Here is a 21,358-nt window from a genome sequence, read left to right on the forward strand (position 1 = left end):
CCACCGATACAGAGTTTCCATTAAAAGGACGAGCAAAATGGCGAAAGAAGGCCAAAATAGATCTTCGAGTAACAAGACCTCCGCGAAGAAGCAGACTAAGAAGCCAGCCGAAGCAACCGGCAGCGAGTCCCCAGCCAATGCAGCTCAGACACGGAAAGCCTGGGCAAAGAAAGTTCTGGAGAAAGCTATAATCGACGTTGTCGGAGGCCTTCTGGCGACGGGCGCAGTCGCTGGAGGCGGATGGCTCATTGACCACATCAGCAAAGTCATCAATGGCGGTGGCCTCTTCTGGGGCGAGGCGACCACGCCGAAGTCCGCCATTAAGGCAGCAGCAACGCAAGACCGATTGATCTATCTGCAACAGCTATACCTTGATATAGCAGTGTTGCTCGCTACTCATCAAAAACAGCTCAGCAAGCATGCGTCACGGCTGCCTGAGCTGGAACAGCAACTCAGCGCCAACCTAGACATCAGCGTCAAGGTTCGCGCCCCCGGCGAATCCGAGAGGCTTAACCATAAAGTTCTTGCTGCGCTCATTTTCGACAGGTGGGTTGAAGGACTCAAGCCTATGTCGCCATCTCGTCTGCGCAGGATGTAAGTAGTCGTTTACGCAGGCTGCTCAACCCCGTCGGCAAGACCTCTTTTCCGCCAATGGGGTTGAGCGTTCGCTTAGCGCGCAGCATGCCGCCCTTCACTTTCCAACAGAATGCCCCCAAACTCCAGGGCACGCCGCCCTGGTGTCTGGAACTCCAGGATCGTCTTGGCTATCCAATACGCCGAGCATTCCAACCAAAAACCAGCAGTCTTTTTTCAGGATTTCGGCGATTTCATCCTCACCATAACAGTCGGCTGTGCACTCTCAGGGCAGGTGAAGACATCGCCCCTCCGCTTTCCGCCACACGACAAGAGTGCCAATTTCTTCCGCGCATATCCAAACCGATTACTTCAGCAACAGGCAACAGCGACGAAGGCCGGCGCCATAGTGGTGTCGGCCAGTGTCGCACTTCTGCTCTTTTGATCCCTGCCGCCGACAACCAATCCGCTTTAAGTCACTTGCCGGGCTTATGCTTGTGAGGCTTCAAGCCCGGAGTATTCCCCGGGGTATCCTTGTTATCTCGTCGGCGCTTATCCGGCTGCCCGGTGGAGGGAGCTATCGGCTTCGGGCCAGGCTTAATCGACATAACTTGACTCCTTCATTGAGAGGGAACAGCCACACAAAGCTGCAACATTGCGTCACAACTGTCAATATATCCTAACGGGATGAACTAATTCATTCGACATTGCCATTGCCCGCCCTCCCCCATTCTGCCCAGGGCGGCCCCGACAGTCTCAGTTCTGTTTCGCAAGTGAGATGAGGTGGCGCAGCGCTCCCGCCCGATCCTGCCACGTATCTACGTTCCACGATGGATGGTAGACCCAGGTCATCAAGGCAAACCCACCCTTGTAGTCCAGCGACCAGACTTCCCGGGATTCGATGTAACGCCGCTTACACCTGCCCTCCCCACGGTTGACCTGTCGGGCAATGAAGGGCTGTAAGTCCGGCGACACCCTGCCGTGACTAAATAGCCGCCAGGCGGTGCGACCCAGGACCAGCACCACATCTGGCCGGAGCGTCGGCAGAATGTCTCGAACCAACACGTGCCCGCCGTAGCGTAGCGCCTCATTTCGCGGCCGGTCATTTGCCTGGGAACCTGCGAACGCCTGGGATAGGTTCAGGAATGCCACGCGCCTCCAAGCCTCGGCGGCGTCTTGGAGTTGGAAGTCCTGCCGCCCGGTGAGGATCAGATCGAGCGCCTTGAAGAAGGGTCCGTCGCGGCCGCTCCGGACGGGCAAGGCCATCTCTCGGAAATGGTCTTGAGTGAAAGGACGGGTCACTTCCAGCGAATCGCTCGCCCCCTCCGTCCGATAGTGCGACTCGCCAAGCAAGAGCACCCGCCGCCCCTCCGTCCCGCCCCAGTAGAGGTCACCCCAATACGGGATGAAACGGACTTCATTGGGCCATTGATGGCCGTCCAGATCCATTTCAGGTGGGATGGCAGACTTCTGCACAGCTTGATTTTCCCTGGTCATACTCACTCCTCCAACAATGCACTCCGAATAGACCCGAACAGGACAACACTAGCAGCTGAAGCGACTCAGTGGCCGCGCCGTGCCATCCTTTGCCCGCGCTTCGCTGGCTTCTTACCTGGGGGCAGTTTCTTCACCTTAACTTTGTTTTGATCGACGGAGATCTTGGCAAGCATGACCTCTCCAAAGCCACGCTCGAGGATGCGCGTGCATACAGACTTGAGCACAACCTTGGCGAAAAATGGCAGATGCAGTCCCGGCGCTTCAGACTGGCTTATTACACCGAACACCACCTTGTAATCTGTGACGTCACGCGGGACGTCAAACGGAAGGTCAAGCGCATGAGCCGGATCGATCTTCTCGTTGGCGAGTTGCACGAAGCTCTTGTCTGACTTAAGCAACTCGGCTGACACCAACCCCTGATTGAACAGGTGCCCGAGCACGCTGGAGCTACCGTAGTGCTTTATGTGCAAGAGAGTCTTAGCCCCATAGACATCGCAGAACTCAACCTTGTCGTGCACCCCGCCCACGTTGAGAAGCTTCCGGTCCATCAAACACCAGGCCCCATTGCCCTCGTCCACAAGGGCCTGGTTGTAAGCCGCCTCATCGTCGTGGTTGTAGATCGGCAGCTCTAAAGGGAACTTGGCGATGTTCGCATAGAATTCTTCGATGCTTGCGGCAAAATCATCATGGACCTCAAACCAGTTCCCTGCGGAAAGCACGTAAGATTTCCCACCATCCTCCAGCTCACAGTGGATGCAGCGGTAGACTTGCCAGTCCTCTACGGTCCATTGCTCCTCATCCACTGCGAATGCCTGCCGGGATCGCAAGAACTCAATGTCCGGCTCTGCATCCGGATATGCTTGTACCAGGCCAGGCAGGTGGAGATCCGAGGACATGCCTTCGTTCTTCTTGCGGGTGAACTTGAAGCCTGCGATGCGGGCCCAGTCCACCACATCCGGAATAGCAAGCCAACAACCCTCTACCCGCCCACCTTGCTGCCAAGCGATCTTTAGCTTCTCCACCAGCAGGGCATCTAGCTCTACTGCACGTTGACCCTTGGGCCTCAGCTGGCGAACCTGATCAACCCAAGGAAACTTCTCCTTGTAGTCGGTGGAAGAGTAGGCCCGAAGATAGCGGCGCAGCTGCCTCCTCAGCTCCGGGATATCCGCTTTGCTGGTGAAGTTGAGGGCATCCGATCCCGACAACCGGCGCCCCATCTCAGGCGCATCGGGATAGCCCACGATGCCCCGAATAAGGTCGCGCTCGATATCGATGCCGAATTCCAACGCAGCAGATGCCTGACTGGTTTGCACACGGCTGTTTTGGTCATCCACGAAGGCACGCTTATCCACACTACGTAGAGCATCCTGCCGCACGGAGTTCAGTGTTACGAGCAGCCCAAACCGCTCTTCAAAAGCCTCGGGCTTTAGTAGATGCCTTCCTTGGCCAAACGTAACGGCGAAAAGACGCTTGTCCACAGGAACGATGAGGACGGCTGCGGAGGACTGGACATGTCCAAGCTTTTTCTTGTCCACAAAGGGCGTGAACAAGGGAGACCACTTCGGCTCCCGTGGTGCGGTCGGCTTCACGAACAGAGTCCCGTAGTGGGACGCACCATCTACTACGGGAATGCCAGGAACTTGGACGGCGATCGCGTCGTAGTCCGTCTTTATGTCCTCACGCAGCAAGTAGACCGTGTAATTGTTCATACCCCTCCCTTGGACAAACAATTCAGCTGTGGTGCTACTACCCCGGCTGGGCGCCCCATGCCACTGATTCCTCAGAGCAGCCCATTCGCCCGCCGGAACGCCTAAGACGCATTGCATACAAATCTTCGTACCTGAGATCTTTGCAAGCAATCTAGACCCGATTGCCGCGTCTAGTTCATCCCACTCCCGCCCGACCGGGGCTTCTCATTTTGCAGAGGCGCACCTTGCGAATCGATCACGATCACCTCACCCAGCCCCATGGCACGCACGGGTGCCTCGATACGGGACAAGTCACCCACCACGACCCACGTCAACCTGCCGGCATCCAGCGCGGCGGCAGCGGCCCGGACCTCGTTGAGATCGAGTTGTCGAAGGGCGCTGCTGCGCTGCGTGGTCCAATCGTCTGGCCGGTCGAACCGCACGATGTCTGCGATCTCCGAGGCGACGGCCTCCCGCGTCTCGAAACTGCCCGCCAGACGCCGCACCTGGCTGTCCCGGAAGCGTGCAACCTCGTCCTGCCTGGCAGGCGCCGGTCCGGACGCGTACTCCGCAATCTCGCGGTGAATCTCCGCCATGGCCTCCGCCACGCGGTCGGACTGCACCGGCGCCACCACGCGCCAGGGTCGCGCTATCGGGGCGTTGGCCGCACTGGAGATCACCCCGTAGGACCAGCCCTTGGCCTCTCGTAGATTCATGTTGAGGCGTGCACTTGGCGATCCTCCCAGAACGGAATTGGCGACCTCGAAGGCCAACGTCTGGGGGTCTGAACTCGGCGCGACCAGTTGCCCGGCCACCAGGGTGGCCTGCAGAGCACCAGGGCTGTCGACCAGATACACCCGTGGCCTCGCCTGCGCGGGCAGGCGGTCGTCGATGCGCACCTCAGGGATCCCACCCGACCCGCGCCAGTCACCCAGATGCCTCTCAAGGACCGGGACCAGCTCCTGGAGCGTCGTATCCCCGACCACGACAAGCGTGCCCCGCTCCGGCCGGATCCAGGCGCGGTGGAACTCCACGAGGTCATCGCGGCGCAAAGCCTCAACGGAGGCCTCGGTGCCCAGTGCATTGAAGGATTGGGCGTACGGATGATCCAGCCCGTACAGCAACGCAGGCAATAGGATCGTGGCCAAGCGCTGCGGGTTGGCCGCCTCCTCCCGAAGCGCACCCACCTTGGCGGCACGCATGCGATCCATCGCTGCCGGCTGAAAGCGCGGTCGGCGCAGCATGTCCGCGTACAGCGCAACCGAATCGTCAAGCGTGTCTCTGAGACCGACCAGGGTCACCGCGCCGCTGCCCACGTCGACACTGGAACCCAGCTCCGCCCCCAGCGATTCAGCGCGCGCCGCGAACGCCAGAGCGTCGTGATCCCCGGCCCCTTCTGCCAGCATGCTGAACGCCATGTCTGCCAGACCCGCGGTTGCCGCGGGATCCACCGGGAACTGATAGGACATGCGAACAAGCGGGACGTCCTCCCGTCGAGCCAGGATCACGTGGGTGCCGTTCGACAGCGCCGCCCGCTCGATCGCAGGGAATCTCAACTCCGGATAGCTTTCAGGAAACGGCGGCCCTGCGCTGCGATCCACGCCCGGTGCTGCAGCGCGATGGCTTTTGCCTGAGCTTTGCGCGTGGGACACCGCGTCAGCCGGCTCGTCCTCCTCAGCGAACGCAGCGCGGGCACCTGGAATGACCGTCAGGATGTGATCCCCCTGCCCCAGCCAACGGCGAGCGACGCGAACCAGCTGGTCGGGCGCGACTGCTGCCACCACGTCAGCGGACCGCCGATAACAGCCTGCATCGCCTTCAAATACCTCACAGGCGGCGAGCACTTCTGCCTTTCCGTCCATCCCACCGTTACGCTCGATGCTCTTCACGAACTCGGCCCGCATCGCGGTCCGCGCGCGTTGCACCTCATCAAGGGTGGGACCGTCCGTCAGCAGACGCTGAAGCTCCACCTCCATGGCGGTTTCCACGGCCGACGGGGCGACACCGTCGCGCAAGTTGGCGACGATCATGAGCCGCGATCCGAGCTGCCCCCCTGCCTCGGCCGTGACGTCAGTGGCAAGTTGATCGGAGTGCACCAGGCGCTTGCCCAGCCGGGAGGCATTGCCTCCTCCCAGGATGTAAGCCAACACCCGCAGCTGATCAAAGTCCGGCGTCCCACGAGCTGCGATGTTCCATGTCCGGTGAACCCGCGCTTGAGGGACCTGATCGGACAAGGTTTCCCGGGTGGTAGACGCCCGCTTGGCGACGTCCACGGGATCCCTTGTTACGTCGGGCGCCGATGGGATATGCCCAAAATAGGACTCGACTTTCTTCCTGGCCTCTTCAACGCCAACATCACCTGACAGCACCAGCACCGCGTTGTTTGGGCCGTACCAGGTCCGGAACCAATCCTGGACGTCGGCAAGCGTGGCCGCCTGCAGATCGCGTGCGGATCCGAAGGTCGAATGATGGTACGGGTGCCCCGGCGGGTAGCTTGACCGGGAGAGCTGCTCCCATACGAGTCCGTAAGGCACGCCACGCCGCTGCAGCTTCTCGTTCTCGACAATGCCCCGTTCGGTATCCAGCGCCTTCTGATCGATGGCACCCAGCAGATGACCCATGCGATCGGACTCCATCCAGAGCGCCAGGTCCAGCGCCGTGGATGGAACCACCTGCATGTAGTTGGTGCGCTCCGGCGTAACCGTGGCATTGACGTCGGTGGCGCCCACGCGTTGCAGCGGGCCGTAGTAGGCGTCGCGGTAATGCTCGGTGCCGCGGAACATCAAATGCTCGAAGAGGTGCGCAAAACCCGTGCGACCGGCAGGCTCATCACCGGATCCGACCTGATACCACAGGTGAACTGCCACGATGGGGGCCTTCCGGTCGGTGTGCACGATGACACGCAGCCCATTGGGGAGCGTGAAGCGCTCGAAGGGGATGTCCATCGCATGCGGAGCTGCAGCCGGAGCGTGCGACGCCGCTTCCGGGTTGCGCGCCGCTACTGGCACGGTGAAAGCGCCCACTGCTAGCGCCGTCCAAAGCAGCCTCTTCGCACCACCCACGAAAGCCCCCATGCGTCCATCCCCCGCCAAGTAGTTGCCCGCCAGCAAGCCCTGCGACACCACGTTGGCCCACCGGAGTTGTTTGGGGCTCTCAAGGTCCATTTCAGAAAAGCAGGCCTCACCCCTGCCTCTCCGCGCGCAGTGCCCCAACTGCTGATTCGATCTTAACGCCCAAACTGCTCGCAGTGCTTGGAGACCATCGCTTGATACTCCGCCATGGGCGTCAGGCCCATTTGAGCACGACGCTGCTCAAGCTTCTCAGGCGCCTCGACCGCGCGGGGCTCCCAACGCCCCTTGTCCACACAACGCCCCTGCGTTCCGTAGCGCTGGGGGTCGTGGGTGCGGTCCCAAAGGTAGGCGTAATTGGACGCTTTGACCTGCCCCGTGGCTACCAAGGGCTGCATGGCTTCCGCAACAGAGCGCTGGAACGCCGGGTCCTTGTCGGCATGCTGGGCAAGCAACCAAGCCGCGTCCGCCCCGTCCTGGCCCACCTGCGCCACGGTCGGCCAGCCATGGGCCGCAACGATCGCCTTCAGCCGAGCGGTGTGCACCGCATCGACAGCACTGAGCACTCTCTCCTCACCCTCGGTGGTCAGCGGGAGGTCCCGCACCGCCTGATCGGCATCCTTCATCCGCAGGAGCTCACCGCGCAGCTCGGGGTCAGTGGGCGTCCCACCGCTGGCAGCCAGGGGCGCGAAGAGGATCGCAATCCCTAACAATGGACCGAGTCGTTGCGCCACAGTTCCACCTCCCAAGTGATTTCTCAGCAATCAACTGACCGCGCCGTTTAACAGCCGTACAGAACTAAGCTAGCATCCCAGAGGAAGTTGTTAGCTTGTAGAAATTAAACAGTACACAAATGACTGCGAAAAGCTACAAGACCATGCATCGCAAACCCTTGATTTAAAAGCGTTGTGACCGTCATCCTGCGCAGTAACACCTTTGCGCGTTTACGCCTTACAACCACCGCCACGGAGAAAGCCTAAGGCAAAAACAGAAGACATCTTTTTCTATTGACGATTTTGCAGCCTGTTTTATCTGTACTTCCATCGAAACGATGGAAGCCAGAAATGCCCCTGAAGAAACTTCTACACCCCCTGCAATCCTACGTGGACGATCCCAGGGACTCCTTGCAGATGACCGACATCCGCATCGGAAGGGTTCGTATCGGAAAGCTCGTGGTCACCGGCCGGGAGGCCGCGGTCCACGCTCAGGACATCTTCAACACCGTCTGTGAGCGAACAAGGCGTCCGCGCTCAACGAAGAACGGCACTCGCTACCCCGAGCCACTGCCTGTAGCGACACCAGGTCGTTCGCTTTCCGTGGAAATCGGTGACTACCTCCGCAATCGCGGTGACTACAGCTGCCTCGCCAAGGAGACGGTCGAAGCCACCGCACGCACCCTGCGCTTGCTGTTGCTGACCTGCGGTGACATCCCCGTCTCGCGCATCGACCACGCCCATATCTACAGGGTTTGGGACTTGATTCGCTGGCTACCGGACCGGTTCCTATCCGACCCGGCATACCGGGGCTTCACTTACAACCAAGCAGTGGAGTGCGGCAAGCAACTCAGCGTCGCACCACCAGCCCCGGCCACCCTTGAGAAACACCGTCGGTTCCTGTCGACGTTCTTCAAGAAACTCGAAAAATCCAAGGCCATCGTTGCGTCCCCTATGGTCGCCTTCGACGAGATCAAGAAGGACTTGGTAGTGGATCCCGACAAGCCAGAGCGTCTGTTCGACGATGCAGAACTCAAGCGCATCTTCGACCTGGGGACATATGTCCCATGGGCTAGCAAGTACCCCCACCGCTGGTGGCTCCCCATTCTCGGTCTCTGCACAGGCGCGCGCATCAACGAGATCGCCCAGCTCAAACTGGCGGACGTGGTGCAAGAGGCCGGCGTCTGGTGCATCCGGATCCAGAAGACCATCGATCCCGACCTTGCGCATAAGACCCGCGATCGGAGCCGGCAGCGCCTGAAAGGGAAGTCAGCCATTCGAACCCTCCCCATCCCTTCCCAAGTGCTTGATGCGGGCTTCCTGGACTTCGTGGAGGATATCCGCGCTTGTGGCCATCCTCGATTGTTCCCCCACCTGACCGCCGGCGTGAACCGCAAGACGGGTGAGTCGAACCAGCGCTACAGCCAGGCCGCGCTCAACCAGTTCAGCACCTACCTGAAGAACCTAGGCTTCGGGAAGGGTATTGGGCTGCACGCGTTTCGGCACACCATCACCACAGAGCTCCACCACAAGGGCGTGCCCGATGAAGACATTGCGTTGCTCACGGGCCACAGCATCAGTAAAAAGGTGCCGGTGCTGCATGAGGCCTACTTCCACAAGAAGCCCGAGCTCGCGCGAAGGAAACAGATCGACCTTTTGGCTCGCTACGCGCCACCGGTGGAGCTACCGCGCTACCAGAGGGGTCAGTTCGCGAAGCAACTGAGCGACCCAAGAAAGTTCTACCCGTAAGCTATTGGCAATGGCCGAGCCGCTGCGGAATAACGTGGTGCCGTTGCCATGGGTTGTCGGTATTCGCATCGAATCGAATTTCGAACTACGCTATCCCTTCTGCACCTCGGATAGAACAGATGACCATCGATGTCAGCCACTTGTCGGCAAAAGAACTAAAAGCCCTGATCGCCCAAGCAGAGAAGCAGCAAACCAAGGTACTGACTCGCCCCAAGGCCGCCGCCATGCGAGCCAAGATCAACCAGTATGTCAAAGATCACGGTTACACGATTGAAGAGCTCTATGGGACGCTTTCAAGTCCATCCCCTGAACAGCCCAGCAAGCGAGCAGTCCGGAAGCCGAAAAAGACGGCCGGCAGCAAGGTGGCTCCTAAGTACCGCAACCCAGCTGACCCAACTGAAACTTGGACTGGACGCGGAAGGCAGCCCCGATGGATGGCCGCGCTGGTAGCTCAGGGTAGCTCGCCCGCAGATTTCCTTATCCGATAGAACCTGAGCGGCGTCAGGGCATCACCTCCTGAACTCCTATCCATCGCAGGAATGAGCATGGCGGGATGTGCACTGGCGCCGCCGACTGGCGCCAGTGACCGCGAAACAGGCCCATCAGCCGGCCTCAGCCTTGCCAAGTCATTTCGTGGTTCTTAGCTGCGCAACGAAGCGCTCGGTCTGGCAAAGACCTTACAGTCAACGTAAGAATTGCTAACAGTTCATGCGGCATGGTGCTTTTACGTGGCTCCTCTCCGGCGCGAACCCTTCGCCCACGTGTCTAGCCCAAAATCGGCACGACACATGACCTCGCCTCACGCTTTCCGGATCATCAGGATCCGGCCGTTGCTTAGCCCGAATGGAGCCATCGAGCGCACCGAAGCCTTTCAATGCATATGTATGCAATGCGGGGACGAAGCGCGGTATTCGGAGCTTTGCGGTCTTCGCGTGACCGTGAACAATGTCGAACCCACTTGCCCCGCGTGCAAAGCAACTGGCTGGTTCAGCCATTCGGACCTCTTACGCGGTTGGACTGAGCAAGTACGCCGCGACCGCAGCATCGCTTTGGGGGCCCTGGACGCAGAAAAACCCCGCGGGCAGTAAGTCTTGAGCCGCAGTCTGCCCTCCACGCAGAGCCGGCGCAGGAAGACGGCCCGTCAACCATCCGGCCAGCTGATTTCGCACGCCGCCCAAGTGCGCGCTACAACCGCCACTGAACCAACTTTCGTCTCGCATTGCCGTTGTCAGGTCCGGCACACATGTCGTCCTTGCGCCCGAGCATGGGCGCTCTTAGGAGAAATGCATGCCGCATCATGAACTCATTGCGATATCTGGCGTTGTCGAGCACGTTTTTGCCCATCGCTTCACCGTACTGTCTGATGGAAAGCACTACCTCGCGGACCTGGGGCCGAAGGGCGCGGAGTCGTTTGCCGTGTCACCGGGGCTGGAGGTAGACCTAGAGGGAGAATGTCGCCCTTCCGAGATCAAGGTCCTGCGCATTGCACGCAAAGGAGAAGAAAGCACTGAGGTCGAACACAAAAAGCCCCACCATGGCGGCGGGCCAATCTCTCGGCGTCGCGATGGCGCGCAGACAGACGCAGAAGTAGCCGTCCTTGCCGCAACTGAGGCTGGATTTGAAAGCACAGGAAAGCCGAGGCGCCACCCGAAGCACTTCGAGGTGCTTGCCCGCCAAGGTGGTGGCGAGTGGATGGAACTGCACGTGGACCTGAGTGGAAACATCTACAAGCAGAAGCCCGCCGCGCCGCACAAGTGGCCGCTTGGATGACCAACCAGAAGCCCCGCTAATGCGGGGCTTCTCCTTCCTGCACGAGTCAAAAGCAGGGGCGACCGGCGCCACGCCCACGCGCAGAAGACATTCAAGAGCGGCACGAACATGGCTTCTGCTCGACGGTCTTTCAGTTGCCTAAAGAAGTGCTCGGAGGGGCCGTTAATGCCTTACTGCCTGCCGGGCCCTCCCCCTGCGCAGCCGTCCCGGCAGTCGGGAATCGACTGACTATGGGACTTCACAAAATGTACACAATGCGCCGCCTGAAAGTGGGACCTCGCCTGACCCTCGGCTTCGTCATCCTGCTGGCCCTGATTGCCACCATTCTTGGCATCGCTCTGCACAGCACCTACAAGCAGCGCCAACAGTTTGAATCGGCGGTCAATGTCCGTGTCACCCGCATGGGTGAACTCTATGGCCTGCTCGCGCTGAACAAAGAAATGATGCTGCTTCGCCGGGACATGCTTCTGAAGAGAGGCGTCGACGTAGCGACTGACACCGACAAATTGGAGAAGCTGACGTCAGAGTATGACCAACGCTGGGCTGCCTTCACGTCAAGGCCAGCCACCAACGCCTCTACGCAAGCCATGAGGCAGCGGGTGAGCAGCGCCGCCCTCGCAGCCAGTACTCTTAACAATGAACTGGATCAGCTCATCAGTGCCGGCGACTACGATTCAGCCAACCTGCTCCTCGTCACCAAAGTCAGGCCTGCCTCCGACAGTTGGAATTCGGCTCTCACTGACTTCACCACGCTCCAGCATCGCTTGGTGAAGGAAGGCGCGGAAGAAGCGGCCGCGCTGTCGGCCAGGACCACCGGGCTTCTCACCACCTTTGGAACGTTGAGTCTGATCATTGGAATCCTCGCATCTTGGCTGATCTCGCGGAGCCTGACTGGGCCCCTTTCGAAGGTCTCAGCCTCGATCGAAGCGGTAACGCGTGGTGACCTGAATGTGCGTCACAGCGACGATAGTCCTGACGAGGTCGGACAAATGCTTCGCTCCACTGACGGCATGATTGAGATGCTCCAGCGCTTCTCTGACCAGACTAGCACCATGATTCACAAGCATGCCGGCGAGGACATCAGCTTCCGCATGCAGACGGACTTCCCTGGCGTTTACGGCGACCTGGCGGCGGGCATGAACACCATGGTCTTTGAACACTTGGATGCCATTGTCGACGCTATTGAAGTGCTGAACGAGTATGCACAAGGCAACCTAAGCCGTGACGCGAAGCGTCTGCCTGGCTCTCGGGCGATCCTGCACGAATCGATGGACGCAGCGAAGGCCAGCTTGGAAGCGATCAATGGAGACATCAAGCGACTGGCTCAAGCAGCCTCCGTCGGCGACTTCAGCGTTCGAGGCAATGCGCAGGCCTATCAGCATGACTTCCGGGTCATGATCGAAGACCTGAATAGGTTGATGAGCACAGCGGACGAGAGCTTGAGCGCGCTTTCGAAGGTGCTTGGCGCAATGGCCGAAGGCGATCTGACCCAACGCATTGACGGAAACTACCAGGGCGTTTTCGCAACGATGCAGCGCGATGCGAACCGAACTGCGGGCAACCTCACTGAGATCGTCCAGCGAATTCAGCTTGCTTCAGCCTCCATAGCCACAGCGGCCGATGAAATTGCAGCCGGGAACAGTGACCTCTCACGCAGGACCGAATCGCAGGCTGCGAACTTGGAGGAAACCGCCGCATCTATGGAGGAGCTGACCTCGACGGTGCGACAGAACGCTGAGCATGCGCAGCAAGCCAACGCCGCTTCGGAAGGGGCTGGCGAGGCAGTCGCCGCAACCACCCGTGTCGTGAGCGAAGTGGTTGACGTCATGGGACAAATCAATGCGTCGTCCCAGCGAATCGGTGAGATGGTGACACTGATTGACGGCATTGCCTTCCAGACCAATATTCTTGCACTGAACGCGGCAGTTGAAGCAGCTCGCGCAGGCGAGCAGGGACGCGGATTCGCAGTGGTCGCCTCTGAGGTGCGCACGCTTGCTCAACGGGCAGCGGCGTCCGCCAAGGACATCAAAGCACTCATTGATGAGTCGACAGGTAGGGTTGAGGCTGGAATCGCTATTGCCCGGCGGTCGGACGCGAGCATGAGAGAACTGAAGAATTCAGCAGCCCAGACTGGGGAGATCGTGCGCCAGATCGCCCAAGCCAGCATTGAGCAAGCCACTGGAATTGAGCAGGTCAATCAAACCATCGCTCAGATGGATGAAGCAACCCAGCAGAATGCTGCGTTGGTGGAAGAGGCTAGTGCCGCGGCCCGATCCATGGCCGAGCAAGCAAATGAGCTGGAAAAGGCTGCTTCCCTCTTCAGGATCAAAGCAACCGCCTCGAACGAGCCCCGCCTAACCCCTGTTCGGGCGCGTGGAATTCCGACGCGGGAAGAGGCTCGATCCGTAGCAGAGTGGTCAACCTTCTAGAGCCTAAGACACAGCCCTGATCGCCGCCGGCCCCATATAGGGCCGGCAGGTGGGCCGCGCTTCCTGGATTCATACTGAAGAACGCCCCCCCCTTGGTTATCCAATAGCTGGGGCGTATTGTCGACTCAAGCAACTCGCATTACTTGGCACAAACCTAATGTCCCCCACTCGCTCTGAAGAACGAATGGCTGCCTTGGGAAGTCTGAATGCGCTCGATGATGTGTCGGGCGCATCCTTGGATCGACTAACGGAGCTGGCTTCGCACGCGTTTCAAGCACCGGTAGCGTTCGTCTCACTCGTGGAAGCGGATCGGCAAAGGCTGGTCTCTAGAAAAGGGCTTCCGATGGCCCAGATGCACATCCGAGACTCGATATGTGCATACACCATCGGTTCCACCGAGGTAATGGTGGTGCCGGATCTGAGGTTGGATGCCAGGTTCGCCTCCAATCCACTCGTGACAGCCTCGCCACACCTACAGTTCTACGCCGGCGCTCCACTCTTCACCAAGAACGGAGTGGCGATTGGAGCGCTGTGTATCATGGACAATGAGCCGCGGAGCTTTTCGGCAGAAGAACGACGCCAGCTGGAAACACTCGGCACAGCAGTCATGAATGAGCTCGAGCTTCGAGCACTGACGGGAAGGCGTGATCCGGTCAGCGGGCTTCCGAATCGCCACCAGTTCTCCCTTGATTACACATCTTGGGCGGCACGCACTCCAAACCGGCAGTGTTACGCCATCCTGGTGGATGTGCTTGATGCCCCACTCGCAAGCGAAGCTGGGCAGGTTTTGGGCATGGCTCCACTTGAAGCGCTCATCAACCGTGCCGGCGTACGCATCAAGGTGGCGCTGGATGGAATTGCCGAGGTCTACCACGTAGGTGTCACTCGTTTTGCATTCGTTCTCGCGCTTCCAGGCCGTGAAGCAGTCGAGCGACTGGTCGACGAACTGCAGGCGCGCCTGACTAGGCCGATGATGGCCGCAGCTGTTCCAATGTCTCCACTGTTTCATGCGGGCATCTGCGAGGTCCGGATGGGGGATGACAGCTCGGATGACGTCATTCGAAAGATGCTCATCGGATTGCATTCGGCGATTTCCGCCAAGGCGACCAGACGTTGGTACTCTTCGAACCGAGACGAAGCCCTCCAGCGAGGCTACCGCCTCGCAGCGGACGCTCGGCGCGGACTGTTGGAAGGCGAGTTTCACTTGGTCTACCAACCCCGCTTCAGAGCTTCTGATCTCTGTCCAGTTTCCGCTGAAGCCCTCATCCGCTGGAACCATCCAGACTTTGGGCCGGTGAGCCCTAGGGAGTTCATTCCCGTGTTTGAGCGCACTGCGCTCATGGGGGAAGTATCGGAATGGGTTATCGACCAAGCACTCACACAGTTAAAGCGCTGGCGGGAGGACGGCTTGACCTTGAGCTTGTCCATCAACTTGTCCGCACGTGACGTGGCCCGCCCTGGGATTGCCGAAGAACTGGTAGCCAAGATCCTCGACAAAGGCCTTGAGTGCAAAGACATTGAGATTGAAATCACCGAAGGCGAATGGCTACATGCCCAGTCGTTGCCTGGTGAACAACTTAAATTGATGGCCACCGCGGGGATCAAACTGTCCATCGACGACTTTGGCAGTGGATACAGCAACTTTAGCTACCTGACTGAGCTACCAGTTAGCTCGCTGAAACTAGACAAGTCCCTAATCGACAACGTTGCCAGCGATGAACGATCCTGTTTGAAGGTTCAAGCCATCGTCAAGCTGGCAAAGCGCCTCGGTTACACCACTGTCGCAGAGGGCGCCGAGTCCGAAGATCAAATCATCAAGCTACGATCGCTGGATTGCGATGAGCTCCAAGGCTATGCCCTATCTCGACCACTTGGCTCAACTCAGTTGGCCGAGCTGCTTACATCCAAGTGCCGCTGATCAAAAGACAGAGAGTAACCTCCTACACTCTAGCTTAGACCAAGCTGCCGCCTGCCCCACAAAGATTGAACGGAAGGCTGCCATGGTATGACTGGACTTCATTACAGCCTTTCGGATCTGGTCTGAGTTGTAGATGAAAAAGTCATTTTTGCCGTGCCGTGCCGATGCTGAAGCTCGGTTCGCAACCGTGCTTCAGCTGCCTCTGTAGAGACGTTGTAGCGCACCCAAACAGTGATGCTCTCCAAGCGCTGGCTTCCCAGAGCGGTGAGATTACCAGCGGGCAACTTAGACCAAGTGCTCCATGCCACGGCTTCGGTCGAGCCCTGCACTTCTAGAGACGAACAACAAAAGCCGATCCATCGCTGTTGCGTTCATGGCTTCGCCGTCCCCTCGCACCTTGAAGCCGACCCAATCGGCAAGCGCAGTGGAAGTAAGCTCGCTTGCCTCTACGGGGAGCCACTTCATTGGCCAGAAGGGAAGCCGGCGATCAGCGACCGTGCCTCTTTGTAGCTCCTGGATATGATGGTGACTAGAAGCTCCGAGAACACGCGAGTACGCAACGTCGAGTCCGTCTGACGGCCCCTCCAAGTATTGAAGGAAGCGCTCGCCGTCAAAAAGGAGAACTCCGCTAACGCCTGCGCCTCGATTAAAGCGAGCCGCGTCATCCACAAGATCATCCAGCTTAGCTGCCCGCAATCCCAACTTGTCTCCCATCGGCGGGTCCGAGGCTTCGCTGATATACACCACGGCCCTAATAGGCATCGCGCGCTCCTCGTCCATATTGTCGAAGCACGTTAGCAAAGCTGAATGATAAAGTGTTCTCGAAGGTTCCGAACTGAGATACTGATCCTGAGGTATTCAGGAAGGTGCGCACTTCCCCTTGCCAGCCTCATTCGTTCAAGCCATCGAGCGCAGTAACTGCAGTGGTTACCCACGAAAGGATCAGGGATACTTACCTGCCTGACGGCCCCGACTGCGCTGACCGCCCCCCTTTCCACGCGCCAGCCAGCGGCAACCTGCTTGCAACCGAGACGTCTCAGGAGCAAAGTTCCCCCATCCAGGGGGGATGGGCAATGGAACGCTCGCAATTCACTATTGATCGCACACTGTATTCGGACGAGGTGACCGCTCGCGCGGCGCATCGCTATACCGACGAGTTTGGTGTGGAGGTGCGCAGCCAAGGCGCCAACCTCACCGTTTTCTTGTGGTCTCTGGACGGCTCTAAGTTGTCAGAGGACCTCTGGGCCCGGTTTTCCCGAGACTTGCTGGACGAGCGCCTGCGAGCGGCTGTCCGAGCAGAGACCAACGGGCTGCAGCAAGAGTTGCTTCGCGCAGCGCTAAGCCAGGCACATCCGGTGGTCGCCCATGTCGAGGTTTAGGTCCGCAGAGGCTTTCGCCGGCCCATCGGCCTACCAACTGTTGCCTCTACGGTTCAGACGCCTTCCCTGGGACGAACACCGTGCTTTTGTCTCGTCCATGGCAGGCGACTGGCTCCTGATGAAGATGGAGGACGTTCAGTGCCTGGTGACCCACCAGTTGCCGACCAACTCAGCCCTCTTTGCAGATTTGGAAGCCCGGCACCTGGCCGTCGCCGGGATCGACCGAAGCAGCTTGGCGCCCCTGCTCAGTCAAATCCGCAGCCGAAAGTCCTACCTGATGGGTGGACCCGCTCTCCACATCTTCGTGGTTTCCCTGCGTTGCCACCACACCTGCAACTACTGCCAGGTGTCGCGGCAGGAGACGAGCGCTACTGCGTTCGACATGGAAAGCGCGCACGCCGAACAGGCGGTGGAACGGCTGTTCGAATGGCCGAGCCAAGAACTGACGATCGAATTCCAAGGGGGTGAGCCCTTGCTCAATTTTGAGCAAGTGAAGGCCATCACCCGGCGGATCGTCGAGCGCAATCGGAGCGCCCGACGCACCCTGCGCTTCGTGCTGGCATCCACCCTGCATGACCTCACCGACGACCAGCTGGCGTTTCTAACCGAGCATCGCTTCAAGTTGTCTACGTCACTGGACGGTCCCGAATGGCTTCACAACGCCAATCGCCCCCGGCCCGGCCGCGACAGCTACCGGCGGACCGTGGAAGGGATTGAACGCGGACGTTGTTGGCTGGGAGACGATGGCGTCTCGGCGCTAACGACACTGACCCGCCAGAGCCTCGAGGTTCCTGAGGCCATCATCGACGAATACCGGAAGCTGGGTTTCCACAGCATCTCCTTGCGTCCTTTGAGCCCCTACGGGTTCGCCACCAAGACGGCCCAGCGCACCGGCTACCCCACGGAAGACTTCCTCGCCTTCTACCGGCGCGCCTTCGACCACTTGCTGTCGATGAACCTGGCCGGCTACGCCATGGAAGAGTCCTACGCGTCTCTCCTTCTCTCCCAGCTCTTCACTTCGTTCGGGCACGGTTACGTCGATCTCCGATCGCCCTCCGGAGCCGGGTTGGGCGCCGTCATCTACGACCACGACGGGCGGGTCTATCCGTCGGACGAGGCACGCATGCTTGCCGCCATGGGGGACGATGCCTTTGCCTTGGGCCACGTCAGCCAACCGGTCAGCCAATGGCTGTCCTCGCCCGCCATGGCCCGCTTGCTGGACGCCGGGGTCGCCGAGGCCCTACCCACGTGCTCCGACTGCGCGTTTGTGCCGATGTGCGGCGCTGATCCGATCGAGCACTACGCCCGCCAAGGGGATCCGATCGGCCATCGGCCCAGCAGCGACTTCTGCCAGCGGAACATGGGGCTCTTTGATTTCCTGCTGGAGCGCTACGAGAAGGCTGACCGGAACATCCAAGGGTTGATGCGCTCCTGGGCCAATCCGAAGCCATCGGTGGAGGCCGCCGTCCATGCTGCCGCTTGAAACCAGAGCGGAGCTGGCGCCGTCGGCGAAGGCCAGACTGCTCAAGGTCGTGTCCCTGGCAGAGTTTGCCCAATCAGGGCTTCCCTTGGAGCGTCTGGCGCTGGACCTGCGGGACGTCCCAGCGGACCACTTCAGCCGTGACCTGCTAAACCTGCCTTGGGGCGCTGTCTTGCCTTCAATCGGGTTGCGTTCCCCCGGTGAGGTTCCTCTCGTTCGCCTGGAAGGTCCGCCGGGTGTTTGCAAACCAGGGGATGTGGTGGAGCTCAATCCCCTGCAGAAGAAAGTGGCGATCCGCTACCGGCGCGGAGACACCGGCAATGTCTTGTTCGCGACCGAGCGCTGCAACAGCTACTGCCTGATGTGCTCTCAGCCGCCCCGGGACGTTCAAGACGATTGGCGGGTAAGGCACCTCCTGGACCTGATCGACCTCATCGATTCGGAGGAACCTTCGCTGGCGATCAGCGGCGGGGAACCGACCCTGCTGAGTGACGGGTTGGTCGACGTGGTGGCCAAATGCGCGCACGTACTGCCCAACACCCACCTGCACATCCTGTCCAACGGTCGCCTGCGTGAGCCTGGCTTGCATGCCAAATTTGCAGGGCTCCATCCCAACTTGAGCTGGGGCATTCCACTCTACGGGGACCGCTATGCCCTGCATGACTACGTGGTGCAAAGCGAGGGTGCGTTCGCTCAGACCCTTCGTGGGCTTTACGCATTGGAAGCCGCCCAGCAGCGGGTGGAGATCCGAGTCGTGTTGGTCAAGCCCACGGTCGAGCGCCTGGCACAGCTGGCCCGCTACATCTGGCGCAACCTACCCTTCGTCGAACACGTCGCACTGATGGGCATTGAGCCCATCGGGTTTGCCAAAGCGCATCAGCGTGAGCTTTGGGCCGATCCAGCGGACTACGGTGAGGTCTTGTCCGACGCGGTGGGGCTACTGGCCGAGGGCGGAATTCCGGTCTCGCTCTACAACTTGCCCCTGTGCGCGTTGGACCGATCGCTTTGGCCCTACGCCGTGCAGAGCATTTCGCCTTGGAAGAACGACTACCTGCCCGCCTGTGACGGCTGCTCGGTTCGGCGGCGGTGCGGCGGCTTCTTCTCGTGGGTCACACCGGCCTGGACCAGCCGGTCCATCTCTCCCGTCCTGGAAATCTGATCATGTCCAACGCACTGATGATCGTCGGCGCAGCCACCTTGGGAACCTTGGGCACGGAGCCGCCCAAGGGCCAGTCCGACCTTTCCAGGCTCTCCGAGATGGACGGGAAATACGCGACCGTCCTGAGCACCTCGTTGAATGCAGGCCGGCACAACCTGTATGCAGGGCACCGCAGCCACAGCTCTCATCGATCACACAGTTCCCATCGCTCACATTCGTCCGGGTCGGGAAGCTCGTATCGCTCCTATACCCCGCCACCGGCGACCTATACCCCACCGCCCACCCGCTACACCGCGCCAGCGGCACCGGCGGCGCCCGCAGCTCCCCGAACCACCGGGAGTGGCGCCAGCCATTTGAATAGCTACCCGACCCAGAATTTGGAGCCGGCCGCCCGAGCAAACTCGAGGTCGACAAATAGCTTGACGCTGGAACCTGGCACCTACGACAAGCCTGTCACGGAGGGACGGGACGCCGATGCGCTCAAGCTGCTGATCATGCGTGTCCAGGCAGCACTCTATTCCAAGGGCTACGATCCAGGTGCCATCGACGGGGTCCTCACTCCTGAGACCCAATCGGCGCTGCGAATGTTCCAATTGGCCCACGGCATTCGAGCGACAGGAACGATGACAACTCCGACGCTCGACGCACTCGGGGTGCGGCTCTAATCAGCACGCGGGCACCATGCCGTGGTTTATGCCTAATGCGAAGAGCTGACCACACACCAGCGTTCGTGAAAGTCGCCCATCTCCGGGGAGCCTGGCCTGACACCCCGTGAGGTCGAGACCAGGATTGGATTGCGCATTGCCTAAGCCATGGCGTACAGGCGAAAGGTGGAGCGCCTCGCTTGGGAGCTCGCTCCCATAGCAGCCGCGTGCATCGATCCGGTGGGCTGGCTCTAGAGCCTTCCTCTGGGGCGTAGAGCTTCGGCCGGAGTGAAACTCTTAACAGTTCATGGTGTAAGGTTGACCCAACTGGCTCCTCTCTGGCGCGAAATCCTTCGCCCCTGTGTCTACCCCCTCTCAGGTATGACACATGACACCCTCGACCGCTTTCCGGATCCTTCGGACTCGCCCTTTGCTGCGCCTGAATGGAACGATCGAGCGAGTGGAATCCCTACAGGCCAAGTGTGGCTCGTGTGGGGACGAGTCACGAATATCGCGTGGCCAAGGCCTTACCGATGCTGTGGGGGGGGGGAGATCACCTGTCCTGCATGCGCGGTGACGGGGATTTTGACCGTAGACCAAGCGTGGGTTCTCTGGGGAGAGCAGATGAGAAAGGATAGGATCCTGGCGCTAGCGGGGCTGGTGCCCGAAGATCTAGATCGCACCTAGATCTTGCGTCACCGCCTGCCCGTCGCGCAGCAACGTCGCCAGAAGCCGACCACCAGCCACCTGCCGCCCTACCCGCGCGTTAAGCCAAGTGGCCTGGATTTTGCCGGCTGCGAGGACATCGGCTGGGGCAAAGCTCTCGGGCCTGCCGGCCAAGGGTTCTCCCGGCGAGGCCAAGCCGCCATCAAGGCACTGAACAATGGCAGGTGTGGTGCTGTCGTTCTTGGCGTACGCAGTGGCCATCATCCGACCATTCCTAGGCGACCAGCCCCCAAGAACCAGCTCAGTCCCGAGATGGTCAATCGGTAGGCGCGCTTCGGCAGCCGCCCTTACGTAGTTCGGCCACAGTTGGTCCAGCACCAAGCCCAGCTCCGCAGAAAGCTGTTCCATCGTGAAATCTGCGCGGAAGCTCGCCTGAAGCGCCAGCTCGTAGACACGAAGAAAAAACTGTGTCGGCCCGCGTGCGGCCATCACGAGATTGTGCTGCGGAATCAGGAGCATTTTGGCGCCCGAAGAGTGGGCGCCGGTCCGGGCATCCTCTGCCAGGGTGTCAACAGCAACGAGGAGCTGGCTAGGGCTCAGCAAGACGTTGAGAATGCTCATTGTG

The 21,358-nt window shown here is 60.1% G+C and carries 17 protein-coding genes; 11 read left to right on the plus strand and 6 right to left on the minus strand.

Annotated features, from left to right (window positions below; genetic code table 11):
* Positions 1-37 precede the first annotated feature (37 nt).
* Together ACZK0Z_RS16575 and ACZK0Z_RS16580 are read left to right on the plus strand one after the other, a co-directional pair.
* Positions 38-598 (plus strand): hypothetical protein, encoded by a 561-nt coding sequence (locus tag ACZK0Z_RS16575; RefSeq protein ID WP_062606810.1) that lies wholly within the window; start codon positions 38-40, stop codon positions 596-598.
* Between the two features lie 162 nt (positions 599-760).
* Positions 761-1,018 carry a hypothetical protein gene (locus ACZK0Z_RS16580; protein ID WP_155730716.1) on the plus strand — a complete coding sequence of 86 codons (258 nt, stop codon included), beginning with the start codon at positions 761-763 and terminating at the stop codon, positions 1,016-1,018.
* Between the two features lie 311 nt (positions 1,019-1,329).
* Here ACZK0Z_RS16580 and ACZK0Z_RS16585 read toward each other — a convergent pair whose 3' ends face one another.
* The 4 genes from ACZK0Z_RS16585 to ACZK0Z_RS16600 all read right to left on the minus strand — a co-directional run bounded on the left by ACZK0Z_RS16585 (position 1,330) and on the right by ACZK0Z_RS16600 (position 7,560).
* Positions 1,330-2,070 carry a uracil-DNA glycosylase family protein gene (locus tag ACZK0Z_RS16585; protein WP_197577797.1) on the minus strand — a complete coding sequence of 247 codons (741 nt, stop codon included), beginning with the start codon at positions 2,068-2,070 and terminating at the stop codon, positions 1,330-1,332.
* A gap of 65 nt (positions 2,071-2,135) precedes the next feature.
* Positions 2,136-3,779, minus strand: a complete 1,644-nt coding sequence (locus tag ACZK0Z_RS16590) for a DUF6119 family protein (RefSeq protein WP_169448808.1) — start codon at positions 3,777-3,779, stop codon at positions 2,136-2,138.
* A 170-nt stretch (positions 3,780-3,949) separates the two neighbouring features.
* Positions 3,950-6,922: a M16 family metallopeptidase gene (locus ACZK0Z_RS16595; protein ID WP_197577798.1), complete on the minus strand. Its 2,973-nt coding sequence runs from the start codon at positions 6,920-6,922 to the stop codon at positions 3,950-3,952.
* A 62-nt stretch (positions 6,923-6,984) separates the two neighbouring features.
* Entirely contained in the window at positions 6,985-7,560 is a 576-nt protein-coding gene (locus ACZK0Z_RS16600) for a DUF6624 domain-containing protein (RefSeq protein ID WP_197577799.1), read from the minus strand.
* Between the two features lie 330 nt (positions 7,561-7,890).
* Between ACZK0Z_RS16600 and ACZK0Z_RS16605 the strand changes: the two genes are divergently transcribed.
* The 5 genes from ACZK0Z_RS16605 (at position 7,891) to ACZK0Z_RS16625 (ending at position 15,405) form a co-directional block, all read left to right on the plus strand.
* On the plus strand, positions 7,891-9,288 hold the full coding sequence (locus ACZK0Z_RS16605) for a site-specific integrase (protein WP_478449178.1): 1,398 nt from the start codon (positions 7,891-7,893) through the stop codon (positions 9,286-9,288).
* Between the two features lie 119 nt (positions 9,289-9,407).
* The gene (locus ACZK0Z_RS16610; protein ID WP_080104296.1) at positions 9,408-9,776 is read left to right on the plus strand and encodes an H-NS histone family protein; all 369 of its coding nucleotides are present in this window, start codon (positions 9,408-9,410) and stop codon (positions 9,774-9,776) included.
* A 799-nt stretch (positions 9,777-10,575) separates the two neighbouring features.
* Positions 10,576-11,058, plus strand: a complete 483-nt coding sequence (locus tag ACZK0Z_RS16615; RefSeq protein WP_197577800.1) for a hypothetical protein — start codon at positions 10,576-10,578, stop codon at positions 11,056-11,058.
* Between the two features lie 254 nt (positions 11,059-11,312).
* On the plus strand, positions 11,313-13,487 hold the full coding sequence (locus tag ACZK0Z_RS16620) for a methyl-accepting chemotaxis protein (RefSeq protein ID WP_238562386.1): 2,175 nt from the start codon (positions 11,313-11,315) through the stop codon (positions 13,485-13,487).
* 184 nt (positions 13,488-13,671) lie between these two features.
* Positions 13,672-15,405 carry a sensor domain-containing diguanylate cyclase gene (locus ACZK0Z_RS16625; protein ID WP_080104293.1) on the plus strand — a complete coding sequence of 578 codons (1,734 nt, stop codon included), beginning with the start codon at positions 13,672-13,674 and terminating at the stop codon, positions 15,403-15,405.
* A gap of 285 nt (positions 15,406-15,690) precedes the next feature.
* Here ACZK0Z_RS16625 and ACZK0Z_RS16630 read toward each other — a convergent pair whose 3' ends face one another.
* Complete coding sequence (locus ACZK0Z_RS16630) at positions 15,691-16,167, minus strand: BLUF domain-containing protein (RefSeq protein WP_197577820.1); 477 nt, start codon at positions 16,165-16,167, stop codon at positions 15,691-15,693.
* Positions 16,168-16,478: 311 nt separating this feature from the next.
* On the opposite strand from ACZK0Z_RS16630, the gene ACZK0Z_RS16635 reads away from it, so the two are divergent.
* From ACZK0Z_RS16635 to hxsA, 4 genes are all read left to right on the plus strand, one after another.
* Positions 16,479-16,784 carry a hypothetical protein gene (locus ACZK0Z_RS16635; RefSeq protein WP_197577801.1) on the plus strand — a complete coding sequence of 102 codons (306 nt, stop codon included), beginning with the start codon at positions 16,479-16,481 and terminating at the stop codon, positions 16,782-16,784.
* A gap of 97 nt (positions 16,785-16,881) precedes the next feature.
* Positions 16,882-18,267, plus strand: a complete 1,386-nt coding sequence (hxsB, locus tag ACZK0Z_RS16640; protein WP_458998387.1) for a His-Xaa-Ser system radical SAM maturase HxsB — start codon at positions 16,882-16,884, stop codon at positions 18,265-18,267.
* Positions 18,254-19,423: a His-Xaa-Ser system radical SAM maturase HxsC gene (gene hxsC / locus ACZK0Z_RS16645; protein WP_197577803.1), complete on the plus strand. Its 1,170-nt coding sequence runs from the start codon at positions 18,254-18,256 to the stop codon at positions 19,421-19,423. Before hxsB ends, hxsC begins: the two co-directional genes overlap by 14 nt.
* Positions 19,424-19,425: 2 nt before the next feature.
* Positions 19,426-20,088, plus strand: coding sequence for a His-Xaa-Ser repeat protein HxsA (hxsA, locus tag ACZK0Z_RS16650; protein ID WP_197577804.1), 663 nt, complete (start codon positions 19,426-19,428; stop codon positions 20,086-20,088).
* A 651-nt stretch (positions 20,089-20,739) separates the two neighbouring features.
* On the opposite strand, the gene ACZK0Z_RS16655 is transcribed toward hxsA, so the two are convergent.
* Positions 20,740-21,354 (minus strand): hypothetical protein, encoded by a 615-nt coding sequence (locus ACZK0Z_RS16655; protein ID WP_414489307.1) that lies wholly within the window; start codon positions 21,352-21,354, stop codon positions 20,740-20,742.
* Between the last annotated feature and the right edge of the window lie 4 nt (positions 21,355-21,358).

Source organism: Stenotrophomonas sp. 116085_Sma (assembly GCF_056479585.1).